Source organism: Glutamicibacter sp. NPDC087661 (assembly GCF_044743275.1).
Classification (GTDB): domain Bacteria; phylum Actinomycetota; class Actinomycetes; order Actinomycetales; family Micrococcaceae; genus Glutamicibacter.
In genome coordinates, this window is record NZ_JBIUWE010000001.1 from 898,375 (window position 1) to 924,179 (window position 25,805).

General features: G+C 58.8%; 27 protein-coding genes and 1 pseudogene. 17 read left to right on the forward strand and 11 right to left on the reverse strand.

Going from position 1 to position 25,805, the window contains the following annotated elements:
- The first annotated feature begins 394 nt into the window (after positions 1-394).
- The 3 genes from ACIOTN_RS04265 to ACIOTN_RS04275 all read left to right on the forward strand — a co-directional run bounded on the left by ACIOTN_RS04265 (position 395) and on the right by ACIOTN_RS04275 (position 2,792).
- A complete protein-coding gene (locus ACIOTN_RS04265) occupies positions 395-754 on the forward strand; it encodes a hypothetical protein (protein WP_133833298.1) in 360 nt (119 codons plus the stop codon).
- A gap of 450 nt (positions 755-1,204) precedes the next feature.
- Complete coding sequence (locus tag ACIOTN_RS04270; RefSeq protein ID WP_105661395.1) at positions 1,205-2,476, forward strand: MFS transporter; 1,272 nt, start codon at positions 1,205-1,207, stop codon at positions 2,474-2,476.
- A 79-nt stretch (positions 2,477-2,555) separates the two neighbouring features.
- On the forward strand, positions 2,556-2,792 hold the full coding sequence (locus ACIOTN_RS04275; protein ID WP_286172115.1) for an FAD-dependent monooxygenase: 237 nt from the start codon (positions 2,556-2,558) through the stop codon (positions 2,790-2,792).
- A gap of 305 nt (positions 2,793-3,097) precedes the next feature.
- Here ACIOTN_RS04275 and ACIOTN_RS04280 read toward each other — a convergent pair whose 3' ends face one another.
- Together ACIOTN_RS04280 and ACIOTN_RS04285 are read right to left on the reverse strand one after the other, a co-directional pair.
- A complete protein-coding gene (locus tag ACIOTN_RS04280; protein ID WP_013349123.1) occupies positions 3,098-3,301 on the reverse strand; it encodes a cold-shock protein in 204 nt (67 codons plus the stop codon).
- Between the two features lie 677 nt (positions 3,302-3,978).
- Positions 3,979-4,914: an NAD(P)/FAD-dependent oxidoreductase gene (locus ACIOTN_RS04285; protein ID WP_105658248.1), complete on the reverse strand. Its 936-nt coding sequence runs from the start codon at positions 4,912-4,914 to the stop codon at positions 3,979-3,981.
- On the opposite strand from ACIOTN_RS04285, the gene ACIOTN_RS04290 reads away from it, so the two are divergent.
- Complete coding sequence (locus ACIOTN_RS04290) at positions 4,913-5,566, forward strand: helix-turn-helix domain-containing protein (RefSeq protein ID WP_402734803.1); 654 nt, start codon at positions 4,913-4,915, stop codon at positions 5,564-5,566. The genes ACIOTN_RS04285 and ACIOTN_RS04290 overlap by 2 nt on opposite strands.
- 72 nt (positions 5,567-5,638) lie before the next feature.
- Entirely contained in the window at positions 5,639-6,457 is an 819-nt protein-coding gene (locus ACIOTN_RS04295; protein WP_105658249.1) for a thioesterase family protein, read from the forward strand.
- Here ACIOTN_RS04295 and ACIOTN_RS04300 read toward each other — a convergent pair.
- The gene (locus tag ACIOTN_RS04300; RefSeq protein ID WP_402734804.1) at positions 6,454-7,122 is read right to left on the reverse strand and encodes a uridine kinase; all 669 of its coding nucleotides are present in this window, start codon (positions 7,120-7,122) and stop codon (positions 6,454-6,456) included. The two genes, ACIOTN_RS04295 and ACIOTN_RS04300, sit on opposite strands and share 4 nt — an antisense overlap.
- Before the next feature lie 41 nt (positions 7,123-7,163).
- Between ACIOTN_RS04300 and ACIOTN_RS04305 the strand changes: the two genes are divergently transcribed.
- On the forward strand, positions 7,164-7,901 hold the full coding sequence (locus ACIOTN_RS04305; RefSeq protein WP_105658251.1) for a lipoyl protein ligase domain-containing protein: 738 nt from the start codon (positions 7,164-7,166) through the stop codon (positions 7,899-7,901).
- A gap of 59 nt (positions 7,902-7,960) precedes the next feature.
- Here the strand turns inward: ACIOTN_RS04305 and ACIOTN_RS04310 are convergent, their stop codons facing one another.
- The gene (locus ACIOTN_RS04310; RefSeq protein ID WP_105658252.1) at positions 7,961-8,239 is read right to left on the reverse strand and encodes a glutaredoxin domain-containing protein; all 279 of its coding nucleotides are present in this window, start codon (positions 8,237-8,239) and stop codon (positions 7,961-7,963) included.
- A gap of 127 nt (positions 8,240-8,366) precedes the next feature.
- Between ACIOTN_RS04310 and ACIOTN_RS04315 the strand changes: the two genes are divergently transcribed.
- Positions 8,367-9,095 carry an SOS response-associated peptidase gene (locus tag ACIOTN_RS04315; RefSeq protein WP_105658253.1) on the forward strand — a complete coding sequence of 243 codons (729 nt, stop codon included), beginning with the start codon at positions 8,367-8,369 and terminating at the stop codon, positions 9,093-9,095.
- Here the strand turns inward: ACIOTN_RS04315 and ACIOTN_RS04320 are convergent.
- The 4 genes from ACIOTN_RS04320 to ACIOTN_RS04335 all read right to left on the reverse strand — a co-directional run bounded on the left by ACIOTN_RS04320 (position 9,092) and on the right by ACIOTN_RS04335 (position 12,036).
- Positions 9,092-9,604 (reverse strand): hypothetical protein, encoded by a 513-nt coding sequence (locus ACIOTN_RS04320; RefSeq protein ID WP_105658254.1) that lies wholly within the window; start codon positions 9,602-9,604, stop codon positions 9,092-9,094. The two genes, ACIOTN_RS04315 and ACIOTN_RS04320, sit on opposite strands and share 4 nt — an antisense overlap.
- A 96-nt stretch (positions 9,605-9,700) precedes the next feature.
- Positions 9,701-10,330, reverse strand: a complete 630-nt coding sequence (locus tag ACIOTN_RS04325; protein WP_105658255.1) for an MBL fold metallo-hydrolase — start codon at positions 10,328-10,330, stop codon at positions 9,701-9,703.
- Positions 10,330-11,415 (reverse strand): S-(hydroxymethyl)mycothiol dehydrogenase, encoded by a 1,086-nt coding sequence (locus ACIOTN_RS04330; RefSeq protein ID WP_105658256.1) that lies wholly within the window; start codon positions 11,413-11,415, stop codon positions 10,330-10,332. The genes ACIOTN_RS04325 and ACIOTN_RS04330 overlap by 1 nt, the downstream gene beginning before the upstream one ends.
- Before the next feature lie 177 nt (positions 11,416-11,592).
- Positions 11,593-12,036, reverse strand: coding sequence for a DUF1772 domain-containing protein (locus ACIOTN_RS04335; RefSeq protein WP_181148903.1), 444 nt, complete (start codon positions 12,034-12,036; stop codon positions 11,593-11,595).
- An 80-nt stretch (positions 12,037-12,116) separates the two neighbouring features.
- Between ACIOTN_RS04335 and ACIOTN_RS04340 the strand changes: the two genes are divergently transcribed.
- The 4 genes and pseudogenes from ACIOTN_RS04340 to ACIOTN_RS04355 all read left to right on the forward strand — a co-directional run.
- The gene (locus ACIOTN_RS04340) at positions 12,117-13,043 is read left to right on the forward strand and encodes an AraC family transcriptional regulator (RefSeq protein WP_402734805.1); all 927 of its coding nucleotides are present in this window, start codon (positions 12,117-12,119) and stop codon (positions 13,041-13,043) included.
- 93 nt (positions 13,044-13,136) lie between these two features.
- Complete coding sequence (locus ACIOTN_RS04345; protein WP_286134296.1) at positions 13,137-13,445, forward strand: hypothetical protein; 309 nt, start codon at positions 13,137-13,139, stop codon at positions 13,443-13,445.
- Positions 13,446-13,481: 36 nt separating this feature from the next.
- Positions 13,482-16,937 carry a DNA polymerase III subunit alpha gene (locus ACIOTN_RS04350; protein ID WP_105658260.1) on the forward strand — a complete coding sequence of 1,152 codons (3,456 nt, stop codon included), beginning with the start codon at positions 13,482-13,484 and terminating at the stop codon, positions 16,935-16,937.
- Positions 16,938-17,040: 103 nt separating this feature from the next.
- A pseudogene (locus ACIOTN_RS04355) lies at positions 17,041-17,421 on the forward strand (nucleotidyltransferase family protein); the annotation flags it as partial.
- Between the two features lie 6 nt (positions 17,422-17,427).
- On the opposite strand, the gene ACIOTN_RS04360 reads toward ACIOTN_RS04355, so the two are convergent.
- Positions 17,428-17,868 (reverse strand): VOC family protein, encoded by a 441-nt coding sequence (locus ACIOTN_RS04360; RefSeq protein ID WP_105658261.1) that lies wholly within the window; start codon positions 17,866-17,868, stop codon positions 17,428-17,430.
- A 259-nt stretch (positions 17,869-18,127) separates the two neighbouring features.
- Positions 18,128-19,495 (reverse strand): MFS transporter, encoded by a 1,368-nt coding sequence (locus ACIOTN_RS04365; protein ID WP_402734806.1) that lies wholly within the window; start codon positions 19,493-19,495, stop codon positions 18,128-18,130.
- A gap of 80 nt (positions 19,496-19,575) precedes the next feature.
- On the opposite strand from ACIOTN_RS04365, the gene ACIOTN_RS04370 reads away from it, so the two are divergent.
- From ACIOTN_RS04370 to pdxS, 5 genes are all read left to right on the forward strand, one after another.
- Entirely contained in the window at positions 19,576-20,211 is a 636-nt protein-coding gene (locus ACIOTN_RS04370; RefSeq protein ID WP_402734807.1) for a winged helix-turn-helix domain-containing protein, read from the forward strand.
- A gap of 120 nt (positions 20,212-20,331) precedes the next feature.
- Positions 20,332-22,347 carry a threonine--tRNA ligase gene (gene thrS / locus ACIOTN_RS04375; protein ID WP_402734808.1) on the forward strand — a complete coding sequence of 672 codons (2,016 nt, stop codon included), beginning with the start codon at positions 20,332-20,334 and terminating at the stop codon, positions 22,345-22,347.
- A 23-nt stretch (positions 22,348-22,370) separates the two neighbouring features.
- On the forward strand, positions 22,371-22,937 hold the full coding sequence (locus tag ACIOTN_RS04380) for an HIT domain-containing protein (protein ID WP_105661379.1): 567 nt from the start codon (positions 22,371-22,373) through the stop codon (positions 22,935-22,937).
- 154 nt (positions 22,938-23,091) lie between these two features.
- Positions 23,092-23,706, forward strand: coding sequence for a hypothetical protein (locus tag ACIOTN_RS04385; RefSeq protein WP_402734809.1), 615 nt, complete (start codon positions 23,092-23,094; stop codon positions 23,704-23,706).
- Positions 23,707-23,903: 197 nt separating this feature from the next.
- Positions 23,904-24,806 carry a pyridoxal 5'-phosphate synthase lyase subunit PdxS gene (pdxS, locus tag ACIOTN_RS04390; protein ID WP_105658267.1) on the forward strand — a complete coding sequence of 301 codons (903 nt, stop codon included), beginning with the start codon at positions 23,904-23,906 and terminating at the stop codon, positions 24,804-24,806.
- 268 nt (positions 24,807-25,074) lie between these two features.
- On the opposite strand, the gene ACIOTN_RS04395 is transcribed toward pdxS, so the two are convergent.
- Positions 25,075-25,203: a hypothetical protein gene (locus tag ACIOTN_RS04395; RefSeq protein ID WP_286134298.1), complete on the reverse strand. Its 129-nt coding sequence runs from the start codon at positions 25,201-25,203 to the stop codon at positions 25,075-25,077.
- Between ACIOTN_RS04395 and ACIOTN_RS04400 the strand changes: the two genes are divergently transcribed.
- A complete protein-coding gene (locus ACIOTN_RS04400; RefSeq protein ID WP_105661378.1) occupies positions 25,202-25,762 on the forward strand; it encodes a dihydrofolate reductase family protein in 561 nt (186 codons plus the stop codon). The genes ACIOTN_RS04395 and ACIOTN_RS04400 overlap by 2 nt on opposite strands.
- Positions 25,763-25,805 lie beyond the last annotated feature (43 nt).

The window sequence follows — 25,805 nt, forward strand, 5'->3', positions numbered from 1 at the left end:
AACTTGGGGCTCCTGTGGTGTTGGAACCGCCAATAGTTATCACGTGCGAACCCGGTGCGTGGACAAATGTCCCGTTTGCGCGGTGAGCAGCGGTTATGAAATCTGGAGTTCGTTCTCGCAGTATCCCCATTGAGTCAAGGACAACCGCCAGATCGCGGGGAATTATGGCTTGGGCGGAAGCAACCTGGCCCGCAACCGCAGATGAACGCGAACTGGCGAGATTTCGCAGGTATCGTGAGCAATGGGGTTTGACTAGCATCCACGCGAGTCCAGCCTCTTACGGCAAAAACTCCTTCGGCCACAAAAGCAGAAGAGAGCGACCTCAGCACGGCGGCCGAATAATCAGATCGCTGCATCATTATGGTTCTCTGCCAAAGCAAGAATGGGGGTCCAAATGCCTAGCTTGTCAGGCAAACTGGAGCGATTGAAACACCAATTATCGGGGCTTGGCGAGGTCTTTATTGTGCCTCCTGCTGAAGATGGATACGTATTCTTGCGGTATGCGGACTCCCAAGAGCTATATGCATTCGACTGCACTTTCGAAGAAGTGCTCAATCACGCGGTTCAATCTGGTGGCGAAGAGTTCTGGCCTCAACTGGAACCATTTGAAGCTCAAGTGGCGCTCTTCGCGGTGCACGTCATGGAAACGATCGAGACTGCGCCGGACAAGGCACGTATTTTGAGCTTTGGAGGCAGTGGTCTTGAGGCAGCGAAAGGTAAGCTGCCTGCGGCAGCGATTCGTGAAAACGAGTAACTTGAGTAGGCGTAATAGCAATCTCGGTATGCTTCCACAGAAGCATGCGTCGCCGTTGCCCTATTCGGAAGGACCGATCTCACATACGGGTCCGAAATTTTGCGCCTTCGCCGACGGCTCAGCCAAACTGGGGTCTGAAGACCGCGAGATGGACTCCAATCCGGAGCCGCAGAGGTGTTCGCTGTTGATGTGAACCGTGAACTTAAAGTGGGACTGTCTGCTGACCCGGCAGAGCGATACGCCAGTATTATTCGAGCGTCGAAAGATGCGGATCCGCAATCAAGGTGAGTTACCTAGCCCATTGAATTGGAAATTCATGGGGATGCGACCACTCCGGCTATAGCCCAGCTTCGGTGGGTCCATAGTTATGCACAGCGGCGCAATCAACGCTCGGAGATAAATAGTAGATACTTAGACAGTACAGGTAGCTATAAATGCGGGGGAGTCAATGTGCAGATCGAATCCACTTCGGATGAACAGCGTTCATTGGACGACCAGCAGATTCAGCGGATTCGACGCAAGTCGATTTCCGTCCTCGCTGCGGGACAAATTCTTGGAGGTCTAGGCGGTGGCGCAACCCTGACTTTGGGGTCGCTGCTGATCGTAAGCATTTCCGGACTCGATGCATTGGCTGGCATGGCCGCGACCATGAATACTTTAGGTGCTGCCATCATGGCGTTGCCTTTGGCATTGCTTGCCCAGAAGTTCGGCCGGCGTATTTCGCTGTCGACCGGCGCATTGCTGGCAGCCAGCGGTGTTGTCGTCATCATTGCCGCAGCTTTTCTGAGATACTGGCCGTTGCTGCTGCTTGGAATGCTGGTTCTGGGAACAGGTTCGGCAATGAACCTCCAATCTCGATTCGCCGCCACCGACTTGTCCACCACGGCTACACGAGGCCGTGACCTTTCCCTGGTTGTGTGGTCAACAACTGCGGGTGCAGTCATCGGCCCGAATTTATTTGAACCTGGAGAAGAGCTAGCGCAGTTCATTAGCCTTCCACCGTTTACCGGTGGCTTTCTTATTGCGATGTGCGCCCAACTGGTAGGGGTTCTTGTTTATTGGCTGGGCTTGCGTCCCGATCCGTTGCAGATCGCACAGCGTCAGGCGGCTGCCCAAGCGAGTGAGGTTCAGCTTCGCCGCCGCGGCTGGAGCATCCTAAGAAACACTTCTGCTGCCAGGCATGCCGTGCTTACCGTCGCCTTGACTCATCTTTATATGGTGTCCATGATGTCGATGACTCCAATTCACATGCAGCATCAAGGGGCAAGCCTCACGCTCATCGGGATCACCATTTCGGTCCATGTTGCGGGGATGTATGCGCTCTCACCAGTCTTTGGCTGGCTCACAGATATGCTAGGTCCACGAACGGTCATCTTTACCGGGCAGGCGTTGCTAGTTACCGCAAGCATCTTGGTATGGAGCAATGCAGAGAACCATACCGTGACAACTTTGGCGTTGCTTAGCCTAGGCCTCGGTTGGTCGGCGTCGACGGTTGCAGGCGCAACGATGATTACTGGATCAGTTGGCCTTGCCGAACGTCCGAAGTTGCAGGGCACGTCGGACCTCTGCATGAATCTGGCTGGTGTGCTTGGCGGTCTCACCGCTGGCCCAATTTTGGCAGCTGTAGGGTTCCGCGGACTGGCCGTGGTGCTGTTGATTTTCGCGATGTTCATGATCGCTGTGAATATGAAGTCTAATAGCGCTGGAACTGTTCACGAGTAGGCTGCAAATCCAATTCGGTAATAGGCATTTCAAATGAAGGAGAGCATATTCATGGCAGGCAGAAGGCAGAAGGCAGTGAATCAAAGTTGGGGGAGGGCCGGCTGGAATGGCCGCCGGTTTAATGCTTGCTCGCAGCGGTGTGCCAGTAGCGGTTTATGGCAAGCACGGTGAGTTCCTCAGGGACTTTCGCGGTGGCACCATCTGTCCGTCAACTTTGTACGTGCTCGATGAACTGGGACTGGTGGGCGAATTCGAAGAATCGGGTTCAGCAAAGTTACCCAGGCAAGTAGTCCGGTCTCCAACGGATCGCCGGTAACCGTTCCCAACCTGTCGCGAATGCAGCTCCCTTTTCGATTCATTGCCGTGGCGCCACAGTGGAGTTTCCGCAATCTACTAGCCCGTGCAGTTGATAGTCGAATTCCGAGCTGAATTCCGGCTGCCGATGCCGATAGCTGCTGCTTTCCGCTTGCCCCCGAAGCAGACGGAACTGCCAGGTAGATTGCTTGGCGTTGGGGTTCTTCGGGAACGTCCTCCGGTCGAAGCCTGCAGCTAAGAACCGGTTAAAAGCAACAAAGGTGCAGTTCCAACCTTGCGGGGAACTACACCTTTGAAGAAAGTCTCTTAGCGAGCCTGGATGTTGGTTGCCTGTGGGCCCTTTGGACCAGCTTCCAGGGTGTACTCAACAGTCTGGCCCTCTTCGAGGCTACGGAAACCGAAGCTCTGGATTGCGCTGTAGTGTGCGAAGACGTCAGCCGATCCATCCGAAGGAGCGATGAAGCCGAAGCCCTTTTCAGCGTTGAACCATTTCACGGTGCCAGTGGCCATAGTGTTATATCCTTATTTATTGATTGGCCACGATGTGGCCTGGTTGCCGATCCGAAGTTCCGAATCGGAAAATTTAGGGGTTACCTCGCGCAGAGCTGCCGAGAACGATTCGCCTGCCGTCGATACGGAGAATCGAATACTGATTTTGCCGGTATCGGCCAAAACGGGGGTCGCTGCACTTGCTTAAACATCGTCGGAATCCAGGCTGCTAACGGGTAATGACCCCACGCTAGCGGAGTAGAACAAGGAATCCACAGAAAAGTGACGTACGGAGTCGTCGAGATGTTTTATCTGCAGTGAAGAAGAGAAGATGAAGAATTCGTTTCGATAGGAGCTCATTCGATCTGAAGATCGATGAACCGATTTGTAAAGCACAGACGATTTGTTGGCTGTGCTACAAATCCTACTGCTAACAATTACTGGCGGGGACTCACACCTGCAACCGTTGAGGTAACAAATCAAGCGTACCATTGATCGCTGGTCCGTGGGGCGTGATGCGTGATACTTGGGCGTTTTGGCAATGCAAATCGTTGCATCGACATTCGTTATTTGCCTGTTGACTAGTGTTTTAGTAAATATTATTTTTCTGGAAAATTGATGCGGGCTATTTTCATGCTCACCCTGCGGCCCTGGCTCTACCCCGTTTGGGCCGGTGCCCGAAGGGGTAGAGCCAGCAGTTACGGATTCGCTTGCGCCTGGACCTTAGCTAGCTGATTTCCGAGCAGATCCGCATTTATGGCTGCTCCGGCGATCGTTCCGGCTGCGGCTGCTGCCATGACCATCGCACCTAGGTTGCTGGCATTCCCTGCCGCATAAACCCCTGGCAGGGCTGTGGCACCCATTTCATTGACCTGGATGAAGGTGCCAAGCGGGTGCTCGGCAAGCTGTCCGCCGAGCTTGAGATAGAGCGAGGCTTGTGCGTTCATTCGGCTTGCAACGACCAGAGCTTGAGCGCTGATCTTCTGGCCGTCTGCCAGTGTGACTGAATCCAGAGTCCCTTGGGTATCGAAATCGATTGCTTTCACTGGCTGCTCAACCACCGGTATTCCCAATGCGGCAAGTGTCGCGCGATTTTCATTATTCAATGCATCCGGGGTGTGGTTGACGAAGGTGATCTTCGAGCTGAGCTGGCTGAACATCATTGCTTGGTGCGTGCTCATGGGGCCGATTCCGAGTACCAGGATCTCCTGGTCACGCACTTCCCAGCCGTGGCAGTATGCGCAATGGATCGCGGTATCACCCCATGCTTGGGCCAGCCCCGGAATCGACGGCAAATCATCAATGAGGCCCGTTGCCAGCACGATTCTTTCGGCACTAAAGGTATTCCCTGCAGCAGAGACGCTGAATCCGGTGTCCAGCGAACCGGTGAGGTTCTCCACCCCGCCTTCGATGATTCGCGCACCATAGCCAATCGCTTCCTGCCGTCCGCGGGCCAGGAGGTCCAGCGGGTTGATGCCCTCGTTTCCCAGAACGTTGTGGGCATGCTGCGCTGCCGCGTTTCGCGGATTTCCCTCGTCGATGACCAGGACGGTACGCCGTGAGCGGCCCAATGTGACTGCGGCCGCGAGCCCGGCACTGCCGCCGCCGATAATGATCGCTTCGAAATGTTCCATGATTCCTCTCCCTGCTATTTGTGATGTTGTGTCCACGGTATCGACGTTTTGCGCTGTGGGGTGTACCGTTTTGCGCATGACGCAAGAATTTGAAGTTGACCAAGTCATCCGCCAGCGCATAAGAACGTTGCGGCAGAACCTAGGCTGGTCGTTGGAATCGTTGGCGAGCAAGGCTTCCCTGAGCGTTTCCACGCTCAGCAGGATTGAAACGGGAGGCCGGCGTATTGCCCTTGACCAGCTGGTTCCAATAGCCAAGGCACTGAGTACCAGCTTGGATGAGCTCGTATCGACCTCTGAAGCCGAGATTATTATCCGCCCGGAGCCGATTTCGATGCCCGGGATAACCATGTGGAAGCTGTCCACCGATGACGCAGTTAACGGGGTGAATGTGTCGAAAATGCGTTTCGACCCTTCGCAGGCGCCTGCTCCCACCGAGCTGCGTATTCATCCGGGCAAGGAATGGTTCACAGTGCTCCTCGGAGAAATCCAGCTAAAGCTAGGAGATCGCACCTATCACGTGAAGGCGGGGCAATCTGCGCAGTTCGACACAATGACTCCTCACGCCCTGTGGGCGGTCAATGGCATTGCCGAGGTGCTCGGAATCATGGATCATGCAGGCCAACGAGCCCATGAGCACGACACAGCCAGCTAGTTTAGTGATTTCAATTACTCTTGGATAACCTGAGGGCAGAGTATTGAACACTGCGATGCCAGGAGGGCAACGATGACGCACCAGCTCAACGAGGAGCTTGAACAGGTCCTAGCTGATGGCAATTTCTATTTCGAAGCACTCGGTGAAGGTCGCTATCGATCGTCGTGGCATTCCCAAGGTGCGTGGAATCCCCAGGAGCAGCACATGGGTCCTGCCTCTGGAATCTTGGCCTACGCCTTGGAAAATTTCCAGCCTCGTGAAGACATGCGCATCGCACGGATCAGCTATGAGATCCATGGCCTTATTCACGCCGGAGAATTCGAGATCTCAACGCGAATGGTCCGTCCCGGCCGGACGATCGAATTGATCGAGGCCGAAATGACGGCCAAGGGCCGCACCAGCATCGTTGCGCGCGCATGGCGGGTGATTACGGGTGACACCAGTGCTGTTGCAGGGGTTGAAGACAAGGAAATCCCAGGCCCAGAGGCCTGCGCGGTGCGCGAAATCAGTGAGCAGTGGCCCGGCGGCTACATCAAATCCATCGAGATGCGCGCCAATGATGAGCTGCGGCCGGGTCGAGGTTTTGCGTGGCTGCGTACTCCTCATGACCTCGTCGACACAGGAGACGCCACAGCGTTGTCCAGCTTGGTGGGAATGATCGACACGGCAAACGGTGTGGTGCCGCGCGTGGATCCGGGGGAAGGAACCTGGATCTACCCGAACGTGGATCTGCAGATCCACATGTACCGCAAGCCCGAGGGCAAGTGGCTGGGCCTGGATGTCCAGCAGAGCTTCGGCACTGACGGCATCGGCCTGACCTCAACGGTATTGCACGATGAAGCAGGCCCTTTCGGCCGTGCTGAACAGATCCTGACGGTCCGTTCGCGCTAGCTCGATGCGCCGGTTGAAAGCTTGGCCAGCAGCTTCTTGAGCTCAGGCTTGGACTTCAGCGTGAACTGGCGCTGGCGGTACTTTTCCCGGTCTGCACCGTGGGCCCGGAAAAGTGCATAGCCGCGCTTGACCAAGAACAGGACCGGTTTCCGGCGCTGTGCTACATCGCGCACGAACCGTCGAAGAGCAGTTACCAATGCCGGTTCGTCCACGTAATACGCTTGGACGTTAATGCCCTTGGCTCGCAGCGGCTCAAGAATTTCGTAGAGGAAGATGCCTTCGGCGACAATCGGCCCGTCTGCGCAAGCGATTTCACGATGCCCGTTGTAGCTCGAGGTCGTGATCGAGTAGTTAGGGACCAGAGTGGTACCGCGGTGGAGCAAATCATCGATAGCCTGCAGTGCGGCTTCCTGATTCCAGGTAGCCAAATTGTCCCAATCGATTTCGCCGTAACCGGTACGGGGGAAATCAACGGGATTCCCGTCTTCGCTGATCTGGCGGTAGAACTCGTCCAGCGGCAGGTGGGGTCGGCCGAATTTCGACGCGAGATAGGACTTGCCGGAGCCGGACGGTCCGCCGATCAGGATGACAGGGGTAGAAGAATTTGGCACGCCTTTTATTATGGCCCAGAAACCTCGGCCATCGGCAATCGGATGCTGTGACATCTACTCCGCCTGGAGCGAATTGCTGAATTAGACTCAGATTTATGAGTTTGTGGAACCCCCAGTCAGATGCGCCGTTATCTGTGGAAATCGAAAATCCTAGCGGAGACCCGGCTGCTGACCTAGAACGTGGAGTGCAACTGCTGCGCAGCGTCCAATCTGGCGAAAGCGGCGCGCTGCTACGGCTCTATCGTCCGGACCCGACCCTGGCCTTCGGCCAGCGCGATGTGCGGCTAGAGGGCTATGAGGCGGCTCGTGACGTAGCGCAGCAGCAAGGCTTTGCTCCTTTGGTGCGCAAAGCCGGAGGCCGGGCCGCCGCGTATCACCGGGGTACATTGATCGTTGATCATATTGAGCCCGAAGCCGAGGCGGTGATGCGCCAGCAGAATCGCTTCGAGGTCTTCGCGAGGGTGTATGCCAACGCTTTCCAGCGCCTTGGCGTGAATGCGCAAGTCGGGCCAATCCCGGGGGAGTATTGCCCGGGAGATCATTCGGTGCATGGCCTCCCTGATGGGAAATCGCCGCGCAACTATCCAGTGAAGCTGGTAGGCACAGCTCAGCGTGTGGTTTCCGGGGCATGGCTGTTCTCTTCGGTCTTTGTTGTCGAGGATTCCGCGCCGTTGCGGCAAGTCCTCGATGGGGTCTACCAAGCAATGGGCATTCCAATGGATCCCACGACGGTAGGCGCGGCTAATGATCTGCTCGCCGCTGTCACCACCGAAGCATTTATTTCAGCGCTGCTCGACGAATATAGCGAGCACGCCACGCTGCAAGGCATCTAGCACAGCTTAAAAAAGAATCGGCACCCGATGCGGGTGCCGATTTTGGTTCGCGGCCAGATCTAGGCGCCGACTCGCTCAACAACCTCGTCAATGCGCGGGTTGGTGGCTGCGGTGCCGTCCGGGAAGATCAGGGTTGGCACGGTTTGGTTGCCGTTGTTGAACGCCTCGACGATCTCTGCGGTGCCTTCGACTTCTTCGATATTCACCTCGGTGTATGCGACACCCTTCTGGTCCATCAGGCGCTTGAGGTTGCGGCAGTAGCCGCACCAGCTGGTGGTGAACATGGTGACTCCGCCGGCAGCGGGAACGTACTGGTCAAGCTTCAATTCGTTGCTCATACATGGTGTAACGGCAATGATGTTTACTTTGTTCCCGGAGGGGTAGAAAAAGTTCGCTGGATTCTTTTGCTCCGCTCGCTAGACTGGGGAGCAGATTTTCCTTGATGCCGGTTCTAAGGGGTAGGCGATGTGCGGACGATATGTGATGGCCAAAGCCATCGGCGATCTGGTGGCAGAGGCCGAGGCGGAAGCGGACGCCAATCTGGAACTGCGCCAGTCCTGGAACATTGCTCCGACTACCGACGTGCCGGTTGTGCTCGAGCGGCTGATCGACGATGAGCTGCACCGCCAGATCCATGTAGCACGGTGGGGGCTGGTGCCAGGATGGGCCAAGGAGCTCGCGGTCGGGGTGCGCGCCTTCAATGCGCGCAGCGAGACGGCCAGCACCAAGCCGACCTTCCGTTCGGCGGTGAAGAAGCGCCGTGCCGTCGTCCCAGTGGAAGGGTATTACGAATGGAAAAAGGAAGGCAGCAAAAAGCGCCCCTTCTACGTGCATCGCGAGGATGGAAAGCTGATCTTCTTCGCCGGCCTCTACGAATGGTGGAAGGACCAGGACGGGTCCTGGATTCTTTCCACCTCGATCATGACCATGGATTCACCTTCGGCGGAAGAGCCCGGGGTGCTCGGCGAACTTGCGGGCCTGCATGATCGCCTGCCCATTCCGTTGGGCAAGGAGATGATGGGCCGGTGGATGAACCCTGCCGAGGAAGACGGTGAAGGGCTGATCGAGCAGATTCGCGCCGAAGCTTTCGATGTGGCTTCCCAATGGACCATGCATGAGGTCGATACCGCTGTTGGCAATGTGCGCAATAATTCGCCGGAGCTGATTGCGGCGCACAGCAACTCGCTGTTTTAGCCGCGGATGGCTGAGCCGCTGGGCTTGGACCCGAGCCGGAACCCCAGGTAGCTGCTGGCCAGCAGGGTTCCTGCCACAAGTCCCAGCTCGCCCATGACGTGGGCTGCGCTGTCAGGAACGAATGCTGCTTCGCTCAGCGGGGCATAGGCGAACCAGCCGAAGGTTCGAACCTGGTTGTAGTCCCATAGCAGTGCTCCGATGCCACCTGCTGCCAACAGCAGCCCGGCGATCAGGAACCAGGCCTTGAACCGAGCGAGCTGGCGAAGCGATAAGCCGCCGGCAACCCCCAGCGCGCCAACGCCGAGCAAAGCCAGCACCCAACCGAGAACTTCGGCGGGACCCGGGCCAAAGTAGATTTCAGAGTCTTCGACCAGCGGTACATAGGATCCAGAGTAGAAAACTACTTCTTGTTGACTGTCCCACCACAGCACGACGATGCCGACGATGATGAATACTGCTGCGCCCAGGAATAAGGCAGTGGCGGACTTGTAGCGTTTATCTGAAGGCATGTATTTAATCTTGCCATCACCAGATGTTTTGCGCATCAACTTTAAACACGAGCGGCAGCCTGCTCTAATGGCCTGCTGCCGCTCGATGCGTGGTGCTTAGTGACCGCGCTTGATCCATTCATCCAGGTTCGGCGCTTCGGCACCGATGGAGGTGGCATCGCCGTGGCCGGTATTGACCACGGTTTCAGCTGGCAGGACCAGCAGCTTGGTGCGGATCGACTCGACGATCGTCTCGAAGCTGGAGTAGCTGCGGCCGGTAGCCCCCGGGCCGCCGTTGAACAGGGTGTCGCCGCTGAACAGTACACCGAGGTCTTCAGCGTAGAAGCAGGTTGAGCCCGGAGAGTGCCCCGGGGTGTGCAGGGCGGTCAGCGTGGTGCCGGCGATGGTGAATGAATCGCCTTCGCTGATTTCTGCGTCCACATCGCGCTCGGGGTAGACAGCTTCCCAGAGCATGCGGTCTTCCGGGTTCAAGAACAGCGGTGCATCCACGGCGTCGGCGAATTCGCCAGCCGCGCGGATGTGGTCATCGTGCCCGTGGGTAAGCAGCACGGCCATGACTTCTCGATCGCCCACAGCTTCGCGGATCTTGGCTACATCATGTGCCGGGTCGATGACCATCACCTCGGAATCATCGCCGACGATCCAGACGTTGTTATCGACATCCCACGTCCCGCCATCCAGGGAGAAGGTGCCGGAAGTGACGACGTTCTCGATGCGGGCGGCCACTAGAGCTCCACCACCGAACGAAGCACGGTGCCTTCATGCATCTTGGTGAACGCGTCTTCGATTTCATCGATCGTGATGCGTTCGGTGACAAAGGCATCCAGATCCAGGCGGCCGAGCTTGTACTGCTCGACGAGCATCGGGAAGTCGTGGCTCGGCAGGCAGTCGCCGTACCACGAGCTCTTCAGCGAGCCGCCGCGGCCGAAGACATCGAGCAGCGGCAGCTCGAGCTTCATCTCCGGAGTTGGCACGCCTACCAATACGACGCGGCCAGCAAGATCGCGGGCGTAGAAGGCCTGCTTGTAGGTTTCCGGGCGGCCCACCGCGTCGATGACGACGTCGGCGCCGAAGCCGCCGGTCAGCGCCTGGATGGCTTCCACGGCGTCGACCTTGGAGGAATCCACGGTGTGGGTGGCGCCGAACTTCTTGGCGCCTTCCAGCTTGTCCGGGTTCACGTCCACCGCGATGATGGTGGTTGCGCCGGCCAGCTGCGCGCCGGCGATGGCAGCAGCGCCGACGCCACCGCAACCGATCACTGCGACGGACTCGCCGCGCTTGATCTCGCCGGTATTGATCGCTGCCCCGATGCCGGCCATGACACCGCAACCGAGCAGGCCTACTGCGGCCGGGTCGGCTTCTTCATCCACGATGGTGCACTGGCCGGAGTGGACCAGGGTCTTTTCGGCGAAGGACCCGATGCCCAGCGCCGGGGAAAGCTCGGTGCCATCTTCCAGGGTCATCTTCTGGGTGGCATTGAAGGTGTTGAAGCAGTACTTCGGCTCGCCCTTGGCGCAAGCGCGGCACTGGCCGCAGACTGCACGCCAGTTCAGGATCACGCGGTCGCCGACCTTGACGTTGGTGACGTTCTCGCCGATCTGGCTGACTACTGCGGTGGACTCGTGGCCCAGCAGGTACGGGTACTCGTCGCCAATTCCGCCGAGCTTGTAGTGCAGGTCGGTGTGGCAGACACCGGTGGTGAGCACATCGACAACTACTTCTCCGGGACCCGGATCCGGAACGATGATGTCTACGACCTCTACGGGTGCGTCCTTGACGCGGGAAATAACGGCTTTGACCTTATGGGACATGGGATTTAGCTCCTGGAACGATTGGCTAGTGCTCTCTCGATGCTATCGGTGTCTCAGGTGCTAATCGAGCATTCGAGACACAATGACGCAGGCAGTTTCGCGCAGAGCCAATTTGTGCAGGTCGATCACGGGTTGCCCCCGGAATGGATGTGACGGGGCAGGAGTGCTGCATCCAGCTCAAACACCGCTGAGCAGGAGGACAGCGCCTAGGCCGGAACCCAGTGCTCGCGCGGCATTGGCCCTGATCCACCGTGGCTCATATTTCGCCCAAGCCAACGAATTCTGTTCCAGTCGCCGATTGAGCGGAACATTGACTCCGATGGTGAGCAGGGCACCGCTAAGCACCAGTGCCGCTCCGATCGATATGCGGATATTCTCGTGGACGATGGAGAGGGCAAGGCATCCAGTGCTGGCGAGCAAGCCGAGGAAGAACAAGCTCAGGAATGGGGGCCGTTGGGCGTATCTGTTCACGTGGACCATGAACGTGCTTGCGGAGCGATTATCCATTCGCGCTAACGCAGGGAAGACCACGAGGGTGAAGGAAACGTAGAATCCGGCAATGATCAAGCCGGTGGCAATTGTCAGCAGCGGCAGGAAAATAGTAAGCAACGGCAGGTTCATGATTTCATTCAACAGATGTTGGGCTGGATTTTGAATGCTCAAGGCTCGACAATGCATACGCAATCGTCCAGAGTGGTGGCGTGAGACCCGATGCATTTTTCCCTTCTGGCCCACGGGCTCGTGAAGCCTTCATTCTCCGCATGTGCATGGAGGGCCAGTGGAGTGTTGCTGTTCGCGATCATTGCCCGCTGACGATTTTGGCGGTGCGCTCGGGATCCTGCAGGGTGCAACGAGGACAAAAGTCCGTGGTGGCGCGGCAAGGGGAACTGGTCGTCATTTGCGGATCAGCCTCCTATGAGGTTCGCTCGGCCAGCGCCCAGACCCTTCCGGGCGCGGCGCCTTGTAATTATGCCATTGCCCCGGGCCAGCAATGCCTGGGGCCATCGGGCCGAGCCATGGTCCAAGAGTTGCGCCATGGGGTGCGTGCATGGGGCAATTCGCCTAATGGCCCCGACCAGCTACTGGTTGGCACCTTCACTACGACCAGCGCTGTCGCTGATCTTGTCTGCGAGGGTACCGATCTGGCAGTTATCGATGACGACGCGGCGTGGCGATGGGCTGAACTGCTGGCGACCGAAGCCGAAAGTGCGGGTCTCGCCCAGCAGGTGGTATTGGACCGGCTGCTGGATATTCTGGCGATCTGCGCCTTGCAGCACTTGCCGGGAACCAGGGTGCTTCGCTCGGCGGCGCCAGGCATTGGGGTGGCGGTGGGGGCGATGTGGGCGCAACCAGCGCAAGCGTGGAGCGTGGAGGGGCTGGCCAGAACAGCTGCGATGTCCCGTTCGGCTTTTTCGCCAGCCTTCCGCCAGGCCATGGGCGCCGCACCCATGGGGTACCTCACCAAATTGCGTCTGGCATTGGCTCATGATGCGCTGCTCGCCAGCGATGCACCGCTGTCGCAGATTGCCCGGGATGTCGGATATTCTTCACCCTTTGCGCTCAGCGCTGCCTTTCGCAGGGCTTATTCAACCAGTCCGTCGGCGCTGAGATCCGCTGCACTTGGCTAACCCAAACTGTCGGTCGCGCTGACTAGTGTAACTGTCATTCGAACACGTGTTCGAATAGAATGGTTCTACTAAGTAAGGAGTGCACACGTGGGGATGTTCACCGAGTCGATCGAGGTTACTCGTGCAGCTGATGGAATGCCGTTGCGCGTGAGCTGGCAAGGGCAGGGCTATCGCTTGGTGGCCGAGCCTCAGCGCTGGTTCGAACGCCGCAAATGGTGGGATGAAAACCTGCGGATTCCTCGCGGCGCCGGTGCGGGGATTGCCGACTATGAGATGTGGCGCCTGCAACTGGTCGCGGTGCGCGGATCCCGGCAAGTGCACAGCGTTGATGTGAGTTTTGATGCGCAAACCGAACGGTGGCGTCTGGTGCGTGTGCATGAGTCGCTGGCCCGCAGCGCCTAATTCCCCTGCTGGGGAACATATATTCGAAGGACCTCCATGAGCTTCACCCACCTGAACGTCAGTTCTTCCTATAGCGCCCACTACGGAGTCTCGCACCCAAAGCGGCTGGCCCAAGCGGCCAAAGCGCAGGGTGCCCAGATGCTCGCGCTGACTGACCGGGATGGGCTCTATGGAACGGTCAAGCATGTGGCGGCCTGCATGGCAGAAGGGCTGCACCCGATTCTCGGGGTGAACCTTGCCGTGCTCGATAACCACGGAGAAACTCAAGGGCGGATTGTCCTGCTGGCCCGTGGGCGCTGCAATGGCGCAGGGTATGCGGCGCTGTGCCGAACCATCACCCTCGCGCACAGCACTGCGCACGGGGTTCCGGGGCTGAAAACCGAGCAGCTGGCACACCTGGGTGCTGCCGGGAACCTGATGATCCTGCTCGGCGGCGAATCAGACGTGGCCCGCGCAATCCTCAAGGGAAGCTACGCCCAAGCCCGGGCACTGCTTGCCAGCTGGAAGAAGCGGTTGGGAAAGATGCTGCGAGTGGAAATCACCACGCACCTCTCCAGCCCTGGATCGCGCTACAGCCTCGGTGAAGCAGCCCGCTTGCTGCGCTACGCCCAGGAGCGGGGGATCAGGGCCGTGCTCACCAACGCCGTGCGCTACGTGGACCCCGATGGAGCGGTTACCGCAGACATCCTGGACTCGGCGCGCGCCCTGCATAGCCTGAAGAACCTGGACTCCTGCCAACCCAATGGCCAAGGGTGGCTGAAAACCCCGCCCCAGATGCGCCAGCTGGCCAAGGAGATCGGCCAAGCCACAGAAAGGAGCTGGACGCAGCAGCTTTTGCGGGAAACTGAAGCGCTCGCCGAATGGGCAGCGGCAGACCCGGTAGCCGATCTTGGATGGAAGCAGCCGGTGATCCCCGAAGCGAAGATCATCGGCCTGCACCGTCCGGCCATGCAAGAACTCACCGAGCGAGTCCATGCAGCGGTGCCTGGGCTCTTGCCGCACGCCAATCCCAGCCTCATTGAAAGACAGCTGGCTCTGGAACTTGGGGTGATCGACCGGCTGGACTTCGCCGGGTATTTCCTGACCGTCGCCGAAACCGTCAAGCTGATCACCGGCATGGGAATCCGCGTGGCCGCCCGCGGCTCCGGTGCTTCCTCGCTGGTGAACTACCTGCTGGGCATCAGCCAGGTGAACCCGCTGGCCCACGACCTGGTGTTCGAACGCTTCCTCTCCGATACCCGCACCACCCTGCCGGATATCGACATCGACGTGGAATCCGCACGCCGCCACGAGATCTACCGCGAGATCTTCTCCAGCTTCGGGGAAGAGCGCGTCAGCCTGATGAGCATGCAGAACGCCTACCGTGCGCGCGGCGCGGTCCGTGATGCAGGGGCCGCCCTCGGGGTAGAGCAGGAGCAGGTGGATGAGATCGCGAAGCAGCTCTGGCGCTTCTCCGCATCCTCTTTCCGCGAAGCGCTCACCGAGAAGCCGGAGCTGGCCGCATTGGCAGAACGCATTACCGATGACACCCAGCTCGATATCCTCATCGACGCTACCGAGCGCCTGGACCGGCTGCCCCGGCATATCTCCATGCACCCCTGCGGGGTGATCCTCTCCGACGCGAGCCTGCTGGACCGCACCCCGGTCCAGCCCTCGGGCATCGGACTGCAGATGAGCCAGTTCGACAAGCATGACATGGACCTGATGGGCTTGATCAAGCTCGACGTGCTCGGTGTGCGCATGCAATCGGCCATCGCCTACACGCTCGAGGAGATCGCCCGCATGCACCCGGATAAGCAAGCGGCCGCCCGCGCCGGAGGGCACGCCGACGACAGCTATATCTCCGCTACCGGAGCGATAGACCTGTCCAGGGTGCCACTGGATGACGAACCAACTTTCGAATTGATCCGCTCCACCCATACGCTGGGCTGCTTCCAGATCGAATCCCCGGGGCAGCGCGAACTGATCGGCAAGCTCGCGCCCCGCGAATTCAACGACCTGATCATCGATATTTCCCTGTTCCGCCCGGGTCCCATGCAGTCGAATATGGTCAAGCCCTACCTGGAGCACCGCCACGGATTCGCCCCTGCCCAATACCTGCACGAGGATCTGATTCCGGCGCTCGCCGAAACCCACGGGGTGACCGTCTTCCATGAACAGGTGCTGCGCATGCTTGATGTGCTCACCGGATGCGGATTGGGCATGGCCGATGTCTACCGGCGCCTGCTGGGCAACCCGGAGAAGGAACCAGCCGTAGAACGTTATGTGCGCGCCGAAGCGGCCAAGCGCGGTTATAGCCAGGAAACCATTGACCAAGTCTGGGAGGTGCTCTCCGGCTTCGGCTCCTTCGGATTCTGCAAGGCCCACGGGGCTGCCTTTGCCGTACCCACCTACCACTCAGCCTGGCTCAAGGCGCACCACCCCGAAGCTTTCCTTGCGGGGATCTGGGAGCACGACCCGGGCATGTACCCCAAGCGGCTGCTGGTTTCCGAAGCACGCAGAATGGGCGTTCCCATCCTTCCGCTGGATATCAACCGATCCACCGGGCACTACCGAGTCGAACGAATATTCGAATCCGCTCCAGTGAAGGTTCCTGTGGTGCCCCGCGCACCCAGCTCGCTGCGCCCTGGACGCTATGGAATCCGTCTGGCCTTCCGCGATATCCACCAGATGAGCGAACGCGAAGTACAACGCCTGGTCGCAGGCCAGCCCTATGAGCACCTCGCCGATGTCCGCGCCCGCGCAGGACTCTCGCGACGCACCTACCAGAACCTTGCAGCACTCGGAGTGTTCGATTCCCTATTGGCCGGGACCTCCCGTGCCGACACGATCGCCCACACGCAATCCATGGCGCACAGCTCCCTTCCGGCCAAATACCGGCCGGGACCCGGGCAACTTGCCCTGGATCTGGGGCAGATCGAATATATCGACCAGACCGGCAAAGCACTGGATCCCGCGGAAGTAGTACGTACCGAATTGGACCTCATGCATCTGGACGCCAGCGAGCATCTGATCACCTCGTACCGCCAACGGCTGGCGCACCTGCCCATTACGCAGGCAGCCGAGCTGCTGCACCTGCGCAACGGAACCGAAGTTCTGGTCGCCGGAGTACGGGTGGCCACTCAGACTCCTCCCATGCGCGGAGGCAAGCGTGTGGTCTTCATTTCCGTGGATGATGGGACTGGCTGCATCGACGCCACCTTCTTCGATGACACGCAGCAGCGCACAGCGCCCTTGCTCTTCTCCACACGCATGCTGCTCATCCACGGGGTCACACGCCGTACCGGACCGCGCGGCATCTCCCTCCAAGCGCTGAACGCCTGGGACCTGCATCAGCCGGAGACCCTGCCTGCTGCAAGCTACCTCGCGGAGCTCACCCGGCCGCAACCAAACTATCGGCCAAACCTCGGCGAGGGAGCACGCAAGATCGAAAGTGTCGGGGAACTCGCCAAACGGATGGAAGCTGAAGGCCTAGACCAGAGAGGGGCCTGATGAGCTAGTTCGCTGACAGGGTTTACCTAACAGATACATCGGGTCCAATAGGAGAGATACCTGATGTGAGGGGAGAACGGGCGTAAGCGCAGATGATTGGTGGCTCACTGCAGGTGCACTATCCCAAACAGTTTGGAACGTGCTCGAAGGCAAAGATCCGCAAAGAGGAATTCGTGACTACGACTTCATCTACTTCGATGAAGATACGTCCTGGGAGGCCGAAGATGCGCTCATTCGTGGAGCCAAAGTACTCTTCAAGGGCATGGACGCAGAAATCGAAGTACGCAACGGAGCATGCGTCCAACTTTGGTACGAAGAGCCCTTTGGGGCGCCGGCTATTCCATTCCTCAGCGTCACGGACGCCATCGACCATTTCGCAGCGAAGGCCTGCTGCTTTGCAGGCACTAGTGATGAGCCTGGGCAAATTAGCACCTATGAACCCTGGCCTGAACGGGAGGCATCAAGGAAGATCACTGAAAACTGATAATTCTCAAACCGAGGAAACATGCCCATCGGCGTCGACGACAAATGATGGGTTGTGCACAAAATCCCAGCGGAAGCCATCCGGATCAGCCACACAAGCACTCTTGCCACCCCACGGCTGCACCGTCGGTTCGGTGACAGAAGTCGCTCCCGCATCCAGCGCTCGCCGGTAGTGTCGGTCCACTTCTGCGTCAGAGTGCACGTTGTGTCCCAGTGAGATCGGTGGCGCCAGCTGGCTATGCCCGACGTCGCCGTACTCGCTGGGCATCTGCTTCACATCCCAGAGGGCGAGCATCAAGCCATAGCCGGCACGGACAAAAGCGATTTCCGGGTGGGCTGGCTGAACCAGCTCAAACCCCAGGCCCTCGGTGTAGAACTTCGTGGAAGCACCGACATCGCGCACTCCGAGGGTAATGGCACTGATGACAGGTGGGGCCGGTTTGTTCATATTCCTAGGGTAGGAGGGGTTGAAAATGAAAGCCATGGGTTTGCGGATCTTCCAAGACTTTTCCTGCCTCCTTATAAATAGATCCATTGCTCGTTGCGCAGCGCTTGATACCTCGCCTGGGCAACTGCATCGTCGGCTTGGTGCGTCAACGCAGAAGCATGGCGGTATCTTTTTTCGCTGCTGAAGATTCGCTTCCGGGCTGATCGCTTGAACCGGGAATCGCTGGGCGACGTGGGATCGGAATTCACTTTGGATACTCCTATTCGGTAGAGGCCGCTGGGGCGGGGGATTGTTGAGGGGCGGATGCGCTGGTGAGTTCGGGCGATGCCGCCATCCAATGCTCAGGAAGGGGTATGCGCCGTACCTGCGGTGAGAGCCAGGCCAAGACTGCTGCTAAGGAAACGAATGCCCCGAAAAATATCAGCGTTGGTCCCATGCCGACCGATTCCAGACCAAATCCGGTAAGCAGCGGAGATAAGGGCAAAGCGGCCAGTGCCATAAAGGTGATTAGGGAATTAGCGCGCCCAGACATTTGCTTCGGAATGGAGGCCATGAAGTATCCACCCACCGCAGCGTTGAGAGCTGGAACGCTGAGGAAGCTGATCATCAGCATGGTCCCCATCCAGAGCAGGTTCGTATTAAACCCGATGAGCAGCATGGCTACACCCAAAATGGTGAGACAGGTGCAGGTCAGTAAACCACTGCGGAATTTATCGATGAGCTTCGTTGCGACCAACGATCCGAACAGCATTCCAACGCCCATGAAGGTAGAAGTTAACCCGATAACCCAGGGTTCTTCGGAACGCTGTTGAAGTCCGTAGATCAGCGTTGTCATCAGCCCGTTGACGCCGATGTTGACGACCGTAATCAAAATCAGCAGAGCGCGCAGCTGTGGCCGGGAAAAGCACCAGTGCATGCCTGCCAGAATTCCGTGGGCCACTTCCTCTTCGGAATCATTGCTGGTGCCATTGGAATCTTGCCCAGATCGCTTGGCTGCCCGCAATGGACGACGCAGTGCAAATCCACTGGCCGCAGCGATCAGATACAGGACACTGACGATGAGCAGGGCAATGCCACCGCCTAATCCCAGAAGCGCGCCGCCCAGGGGAGCGGAGCCGAGCATCAGCACCGAGTCGCGGCCTTGATTCGCCGCCATCGCGCGGCCGAGCTGTTTGGGGTGTACGAGATCCTTTAGGGCGGCATTGGTTGTCGACCCAAAGTACCCGCCGCGCAGTTCCATAAGGATGTGGGCAAGGCATAAGAATGCAACCGGCAGTGAACCGACGCTGCTGCCCAGGGCCATGACTGCCGTGATTGCAGCACCGGCGAAACTTCCTATGAGAATCATCCGAGCCTTGTCGGTACGATCCGCCATGGCTCCGCCGGCCAAAATTACGCTCGCCCGTGCTGCCATTCCCACTGCGGCCAGGGTTCCGGCCAAAACCGGGGACCCCGTAGCGGACAGCAAGATCAAAGGAAAGATGAACCCGTAAATACTGCCCGACAGCAAGGCCGTTGAGTCCGCCAGCAGCCACATCCGGTAGTTGCGCTGCACGCGCAAAGGCGGCAAAGGCTCCGTGATAATCGCTGTGGTGCCTGATGGATCGTTGGCCTGGATGCTGGTCATGGCACCAACTATAGATTCGCAAATAAAGTTGCGCAATAGAATTTGCGCAACTTTATTTGTGGGATTGCTATGCTGTGCTTATGAGCAACCATGAGCCACCGGTCACATTCACCACCCCCATGCTCAAGGCCATCGCAAACCCCTTGCGTCGGCAAATCCTTGACGCGCTTTCGGCAATGGAAACCGCACGCGCGGCAGACCTCGCGCAGGCTCTTGGCGTACCCGCGAACAAGGTCAGTTTCCATCTGCGTGAGCTGGCCAAAGCCGACATGATCGTTGAAGTTCCGGAACTGGCGCGCGATAGGCGTGACCGCGTATGGAAACCTGCGGCTCGCGGCTATACGACCGGCAAAGTGGGAGAGCGCCCGGAGGACCAGACCGGGACGACTATGGATGCCTACCTCAGCCAAGTGGTCCATGACGAGCAACGCCGCCTGCAAGCGACGCTTCGGCATGCAGAAAGGCACTATCGCGGCGAAGAGTCCGGGGAGATTAAAGCGCAGATGCAAACGAGCAACCTGATGCTTACCCAAGATGAATGCGACGAACTCATGCGTCGCATGGAAGAAGTGATTCCGGCTTTCCGCGAGGATCTGAAAAACGGTAAAGTCACCAGTTCGCAGCCCGCGGGCGATCGTGAAATCTGGCATGTCATGAGCCTGTTCAACGCAGATTCGCTGTTGAACGAGTCACAAGAGGGCGATCAATCTTCGTAAAACCGGAGGTAAACGCACGCTGAGGTGGGGTCCTGAACTAAACTGGATTCTGGCTGGCTGTGGCCAAGGTATGCCACAAGCTATGAAGCCATCACAGATTGAAAGGTAGAACCCGATCTCATGAGCGAGCAGCTGACTCTCACCATTGACGGCGAGCAGGTACAGGTGGACGCGGGAACGACCGGTCTGCAGCATTTTGCCAACGATAAAGACGTGGTTGTCATGCACGTCGATGGCGTATTGCGCGACCTGGCCCGCGAACTGGAAGCCGGAACCACTGTCACCCGCGTAACCATCAATGATCCAGAAGGATTGGAGGTGCTGCGCCACTCGACCGCCCACGTGATGGCCCAGGCTGTGCAGCAGCTGCGCCCGGACTCCAAGCTGGGAATCGGCCCCTACATCACCGACGGTTTTTACTTCGACTTCGATGTCGAGGACCCATTCACCCCAGAAGACTTGAAGCAGCTGGAAAAGATGATGCAGAAGATCATCAACCAGAACCAGCTCTTTGTCCGCCGCGAAGTTTCCCCGGAGGAAGCCAAGGCTGAAATGGCCAACGAGCCATACAAGTGCGAGCTGTTGGCCAAGGCCGACTCCGCCGACACTTCCGGCGAAGGCGTCACCGTTGAGGTGGCCGCTGGCGAAACCACCATCTACGACAACGTGGACCGCAAGTCCGGCGACACTGTCTGGAAGGACCTGTGCCGCGGACCGCACCTGCCGAACACCAAGCTGATCAAGAACGCCTACGCGCTGACCCGCTCGGCTGCCGCCTACTGGCTGGGCAGCGAGAAGAACAAGCAGCTGCAGCGCATCTACGGCACCGCATGGCCAACAAAGGACGACCTGAAGGCCTACCAGGAGCGCCTGGCCGAAGCCGAGCGCCGCGACCACCGCAAGCTCGGTGCCGAACTGGACCTGTTCTCGTTCCCCGATGAGCTGGGCTCGGGCCTGCCGGTATTCCACCCCAAGGGCGGCATCATCAAGCGCGAGATGGAAGACTACGTGCGCGACCGCCACGTCGAAGAAGGCTTCCAGTACGTGGGCACCCCGCACATCTCCAAGGATGGGCTGTTCCACACCTCGGGCCACCTGCCGTACTACGCGGACACCATGTTCCCGGCGCTGCACATCGATGAAGAGCGCGATGAAGATGGCAACATCACCAAGCAGGGCCAGGAATACCGCCTGAAGGCCATGAACTGCCCGATGCACAACCTGATCTTCCGCGGCCGCGGACGTTCATACCGTGAATTGCCGCTGCGCCTATTCGAATTCGGCCACGTCTACCGCTACGAGAAGTCCGGCGTGGTCCACGGCCTGACCCGCGTGCGCGGTTTCTCCCAGGACGACAGCCACTCCTACGTCACCAAGGAGCAGGCACCGGCCGAGGTTGAGCACCTGCTGAACTTCATGCTCTCGCTGTTGCGCGACTTCGGCATGGACGACTTCTACCTGGAGCTGTCTACCCGTGATCCGGAGTCGGACAAGTTCATCGGCTCGGATGAGCAGTGGGATGAAGCTACCGCCGTGCTGGAGCGCGTCGCCACCGAATCCGGCGTCGAACTGGTTGCCGACCCAGGCGGAGCCGCATTCTACGGTCCGAAGATCTCGGTCCAGGCCAAGGATGCCATCGGCCGTACCTGGCAGATGGGCACCGTGCAGTACGACTTCAACCAGCCAGCGCGCTTCGGTTTGGAGTACCAGGCTGCCGACGGTTCCCGCCAGGAACCAGTGATGATCCACGCTGCGAAGTTCGGTTCCATCGAGCGCTTCCTGGGCGTGCTCACCGAGCACTACGCAGGTGCCTTCCCTGCATGGCTCTCGCCGGTACAGGTTCGCGCGATCCCAGTGGCCGAGGCTTTCAACGAGTACCTCGGTGAAGTTGTTGCCAAGCTCAAGGCGCAGGGTGTCCGCGTGGAACTGGATGACTCGACGGATCGCTTCCCGAAGAAGATCCGCAACGCGTCCAAGGACAAGGTTCCATTCGTGCTCATCGCCGGTGGCGAAGATGCCGATGCAAACGCCGTGTCCTTCCGCTTCCGCGATGGCAGCCAGGAGAACCAGGTTCCAGTCGACGATGCGGTAGCCCGCATCGTTGAAGCCATCAAGAGCCGCGACAACAACAACTAGTTCGGATAGGGAGTCCACCAAGCATGCAGGAACAAGCAGACCGGTCCGTCACCGACGACTTTGAACTCGCCGGAGTGCCGGATTCGTTCCAGCGCCTGTGGACTCCCTACCGGATGGCTTATATCAAGGGCGGACAGGACCAGGTCAAGGATGAGGCCAGTTGCCCATTCTGCGCCGGTCCTGGGCGTACCGACGAAGAAGCGCTGATCGTGCACCGTGGCAAAACCTGCTACGTGATCCTGAATCTGTTCCCGTACAACCCGGGCCACCTGCTCGTGTGCCCGTACCGCCATGTGCCCAACTACACCGATATCACGGTGGAGGAAACGGCCGAAATGGCAGCGTTGGCGCAGCAGTCAATGCGCGTGCTGCGCAAGGTCTCCAACCCCGCCGGTTTCAACCTGGGCATGAACCAGGGCGAAGCCGGGGGAGCAGGCATCGCCGCGCACCTGCATCAGCACATCGTGCCGCGCTGGAACGGGGATGGGAACTTCTTCCCTATCATCGCGCAGACCAAGGCGATCCCGCAGACCTTGTCCGAGGTTCGCAGTGCCATTGCCGAAGCGTGGGACAGCGAAACCCCGAACTAGGCAATAGCTGGTACTTGGGCCCGGCAGAACATGGAAATGTTCTGTCGGGCCCAACGTCATTTAATGCAAAAGCCACGATGTTGGCCTGCTGCAATGCAAGACCAAATAGACTGTTGCGGCATGTTGGAGCAACTTCTTCCTGAAATGAGCATCGTTGAATATTCCCAGGTCCCCTGAACCAATCGGCACCATCGAAGAAATCCGCGACTGGATTATTAGTGGATCCGAGCATGAAATGCGTTTCGCCATCCAAGGTGCAGCCCGCTACTCAATCGGCATGATTGATCAGCTGCTTGAAGACCTGAGCTACGAGCATGATGCAAACTGCGACAGGTTCCTGCGCGGTTGGCTCGATACCCTGGATCCGCTGGAACGGCTCGCGGCGGCTGTGGCCACCGAGCACCACTACCAATTGAGCCTAGTTGCGATCTCGCAAGCGGCGGACCGGGCATTGGTGCAGGTGATGGAGTCAGTTAAACCGGCAATCGAGGACCTTGCCAAAAATTTTGAATCCGTCCATCAGCGTGCCAGCGACCCGGACCCCTCCTACACCAAACACTTCACTCCGCGATTGCTGGCATATGCGCAGCAATTGCGCTCCGTAGCCGAAGATATCAACGACGACGTTCCGCTGGTGCAATTTATGTCTGAGGAAGTGGCGCGCATTGAAGCAGCTAATCCTGAAGGCTACGGTCAGCCAGCAAAATATCAAGTGTCGGATGCAATAGCGTCACGCCAAATATTCACCGGCAAAAAGCACTCCGACTAGTTGTTTAGTAGAGATTGCCAATGTTACGCACTAACTCGTAACTGGTGGATAAATCTACTATCTGCCAATTATGACGCAACACGCGAGGTAATAAAGCAAAGCGATCCTACGATTACTGGCGTACCACCTCGCTTATATCCCCGAAATTCTGGGGCAAAAACGAGTCACCGCAGTGTCGAAAGGAACCCCTCCTCACCATGTCTACGAACAACCAGAACTCCGTCGTCGGTTCGGACCGCGTCAAGCGCGGCATGGCCGAAATGCTCAAGGGCGGCGTCATCATGGACGTAGTCACCCCAGAGCAGGCACGCATCGCTGAAGATGCAGGTGCCGTGGCCGTCATGGCTCTGGAGCGCGTTCCTGCGGACATCCGTGCCCAGGGCGGCGTCTCGCGCATGAGCGACCCGGACATGATCGACGGCATCATCGCCGAGGTCTCCATCCCGGTAATGGCCAAGGCGCGCATCGGCCACTTTGTCGAGGCGCAGATCCTGCAGTCCCTCGGCGTCGACTACATCGACGAGTCCGAGGTCCTTTCGCCAGCAGACTACGAGAACCACATCGATAAGTGGCCTTTTACCGTTCCATTCGTTTGCGGTGCCACCAACCTCGGTGAGGCATTGCGCCGAATCAACGAAGGTGCCGCAATGATCCGCTCGAAGGGCGAAGCCGGCACCGGCGATGTTTCGAACGCCACCGGGCACATGCGCAAGATCCGTGCAGAGATCGCCAAGCTGGCCGCATTGCCGGAAGATGAGCTGTACGTGGCCGCTAAGGAGCTGCAGGCACCGTATGAGCTGGTCAAGGAAATCGCGCAGACCGGCAAGCTGCCGGTAGTGCTGTTCACCGCTGGCGGCATCGCCACCCCGGCCGACGCTGCGATGATGATGCAGCTGGGCGCCGACGGCGTGTTCGTCGGCTCGGGTATCTTCAAGTCCGGCAACCCAGTGCAGCGCGCCGAGGCCATCGTGAAGGCAACCACCTTCTTCGACAACCCGGACGAGCTGGCTAAGATCTCCCGCGGTCTGGGCGAAGCAATGGTCGGCATCAACGTCGCCGACGTGCCAGTGCCTCACCGCCTTTCGGAGCGCGGCTGGTAGGAACTGCGCTGAGTAGCTGATGACGAGGCCGAAGAAGTGGACAGATCAGTCCATTTCTTCGGCCTCGCTGCTTCTGTGCTGCCGGTAGTGATGCAGGGGCCCGATACGGAACGAGACTGCGATCTAGCCTTTGCCTCCAAGTGTTCTTTCCAGCCAGCATGAATCAACTGATTCCAGGTGGTGCGTTTACGAGCAGCAATCCGTCTCCGGCCCCGCCCAACCAGGTCCGCTGCCTGGAATCGCGAGTATCTCGGCGCACCCCGATCACTTACTGCTCGACCAGAGCCGGTGGGACATCGATGGCGACCTGCTGGTGGTGCAGCCCTGGAGCAGGCATGCCGGTAGCGAAGTGCACCCGGAGCCGTGAGCAATTTTCCTGTGGCAGACTATGTGCCATGAGCGAGATTATCTTCGATGCCGCGGTCAGTCTCAATGGATACTTGGCCGACGAGAACCATAGCCTGCAATGGCTCTTTGATGTTCCGGGGTCCCAAGAGCCTGATCCGGAACTATTGCCTGAAAACGTTGGTGTGCATGTCGAAGGCGCGAACACCTATATGTGGATGATCGAGAATGAACAGCTCATGGAAAATCCGCAAAAGTGGCATGAATACTATCCGGGGGTCAAGACCTATGTCTTCACTTCGAGGGAGTTGCCCATTCCAGAAGGGGCTGATGTGCAGCTGCTGAACGGGCCAGTTGCGCAGTTCTTGCCGGCAATTCGTGACAGCGCAGGGGAGAAGAATGTTTGGGTACTTGGCGGCGGTGAACTGCTGGGGCAATTCCTGGATGCCGATGCCCTCGATGTCTTGGCATTGACTATCGCCCCGGCCGCGCTATCGTCGGGTGCGCCCGTATTGCCACGAACTATTTCCAGCGAGAGCCTCGAACTGGTTGAAGCGCGGCAAGCCGGACCTTTCGCCCGGCTTGTCTATCGAGTCAACAAATCGCGGTAAGGCCATTCGAGAAAGCCCAGCCGGTCACGGAACGCCCCGTGAC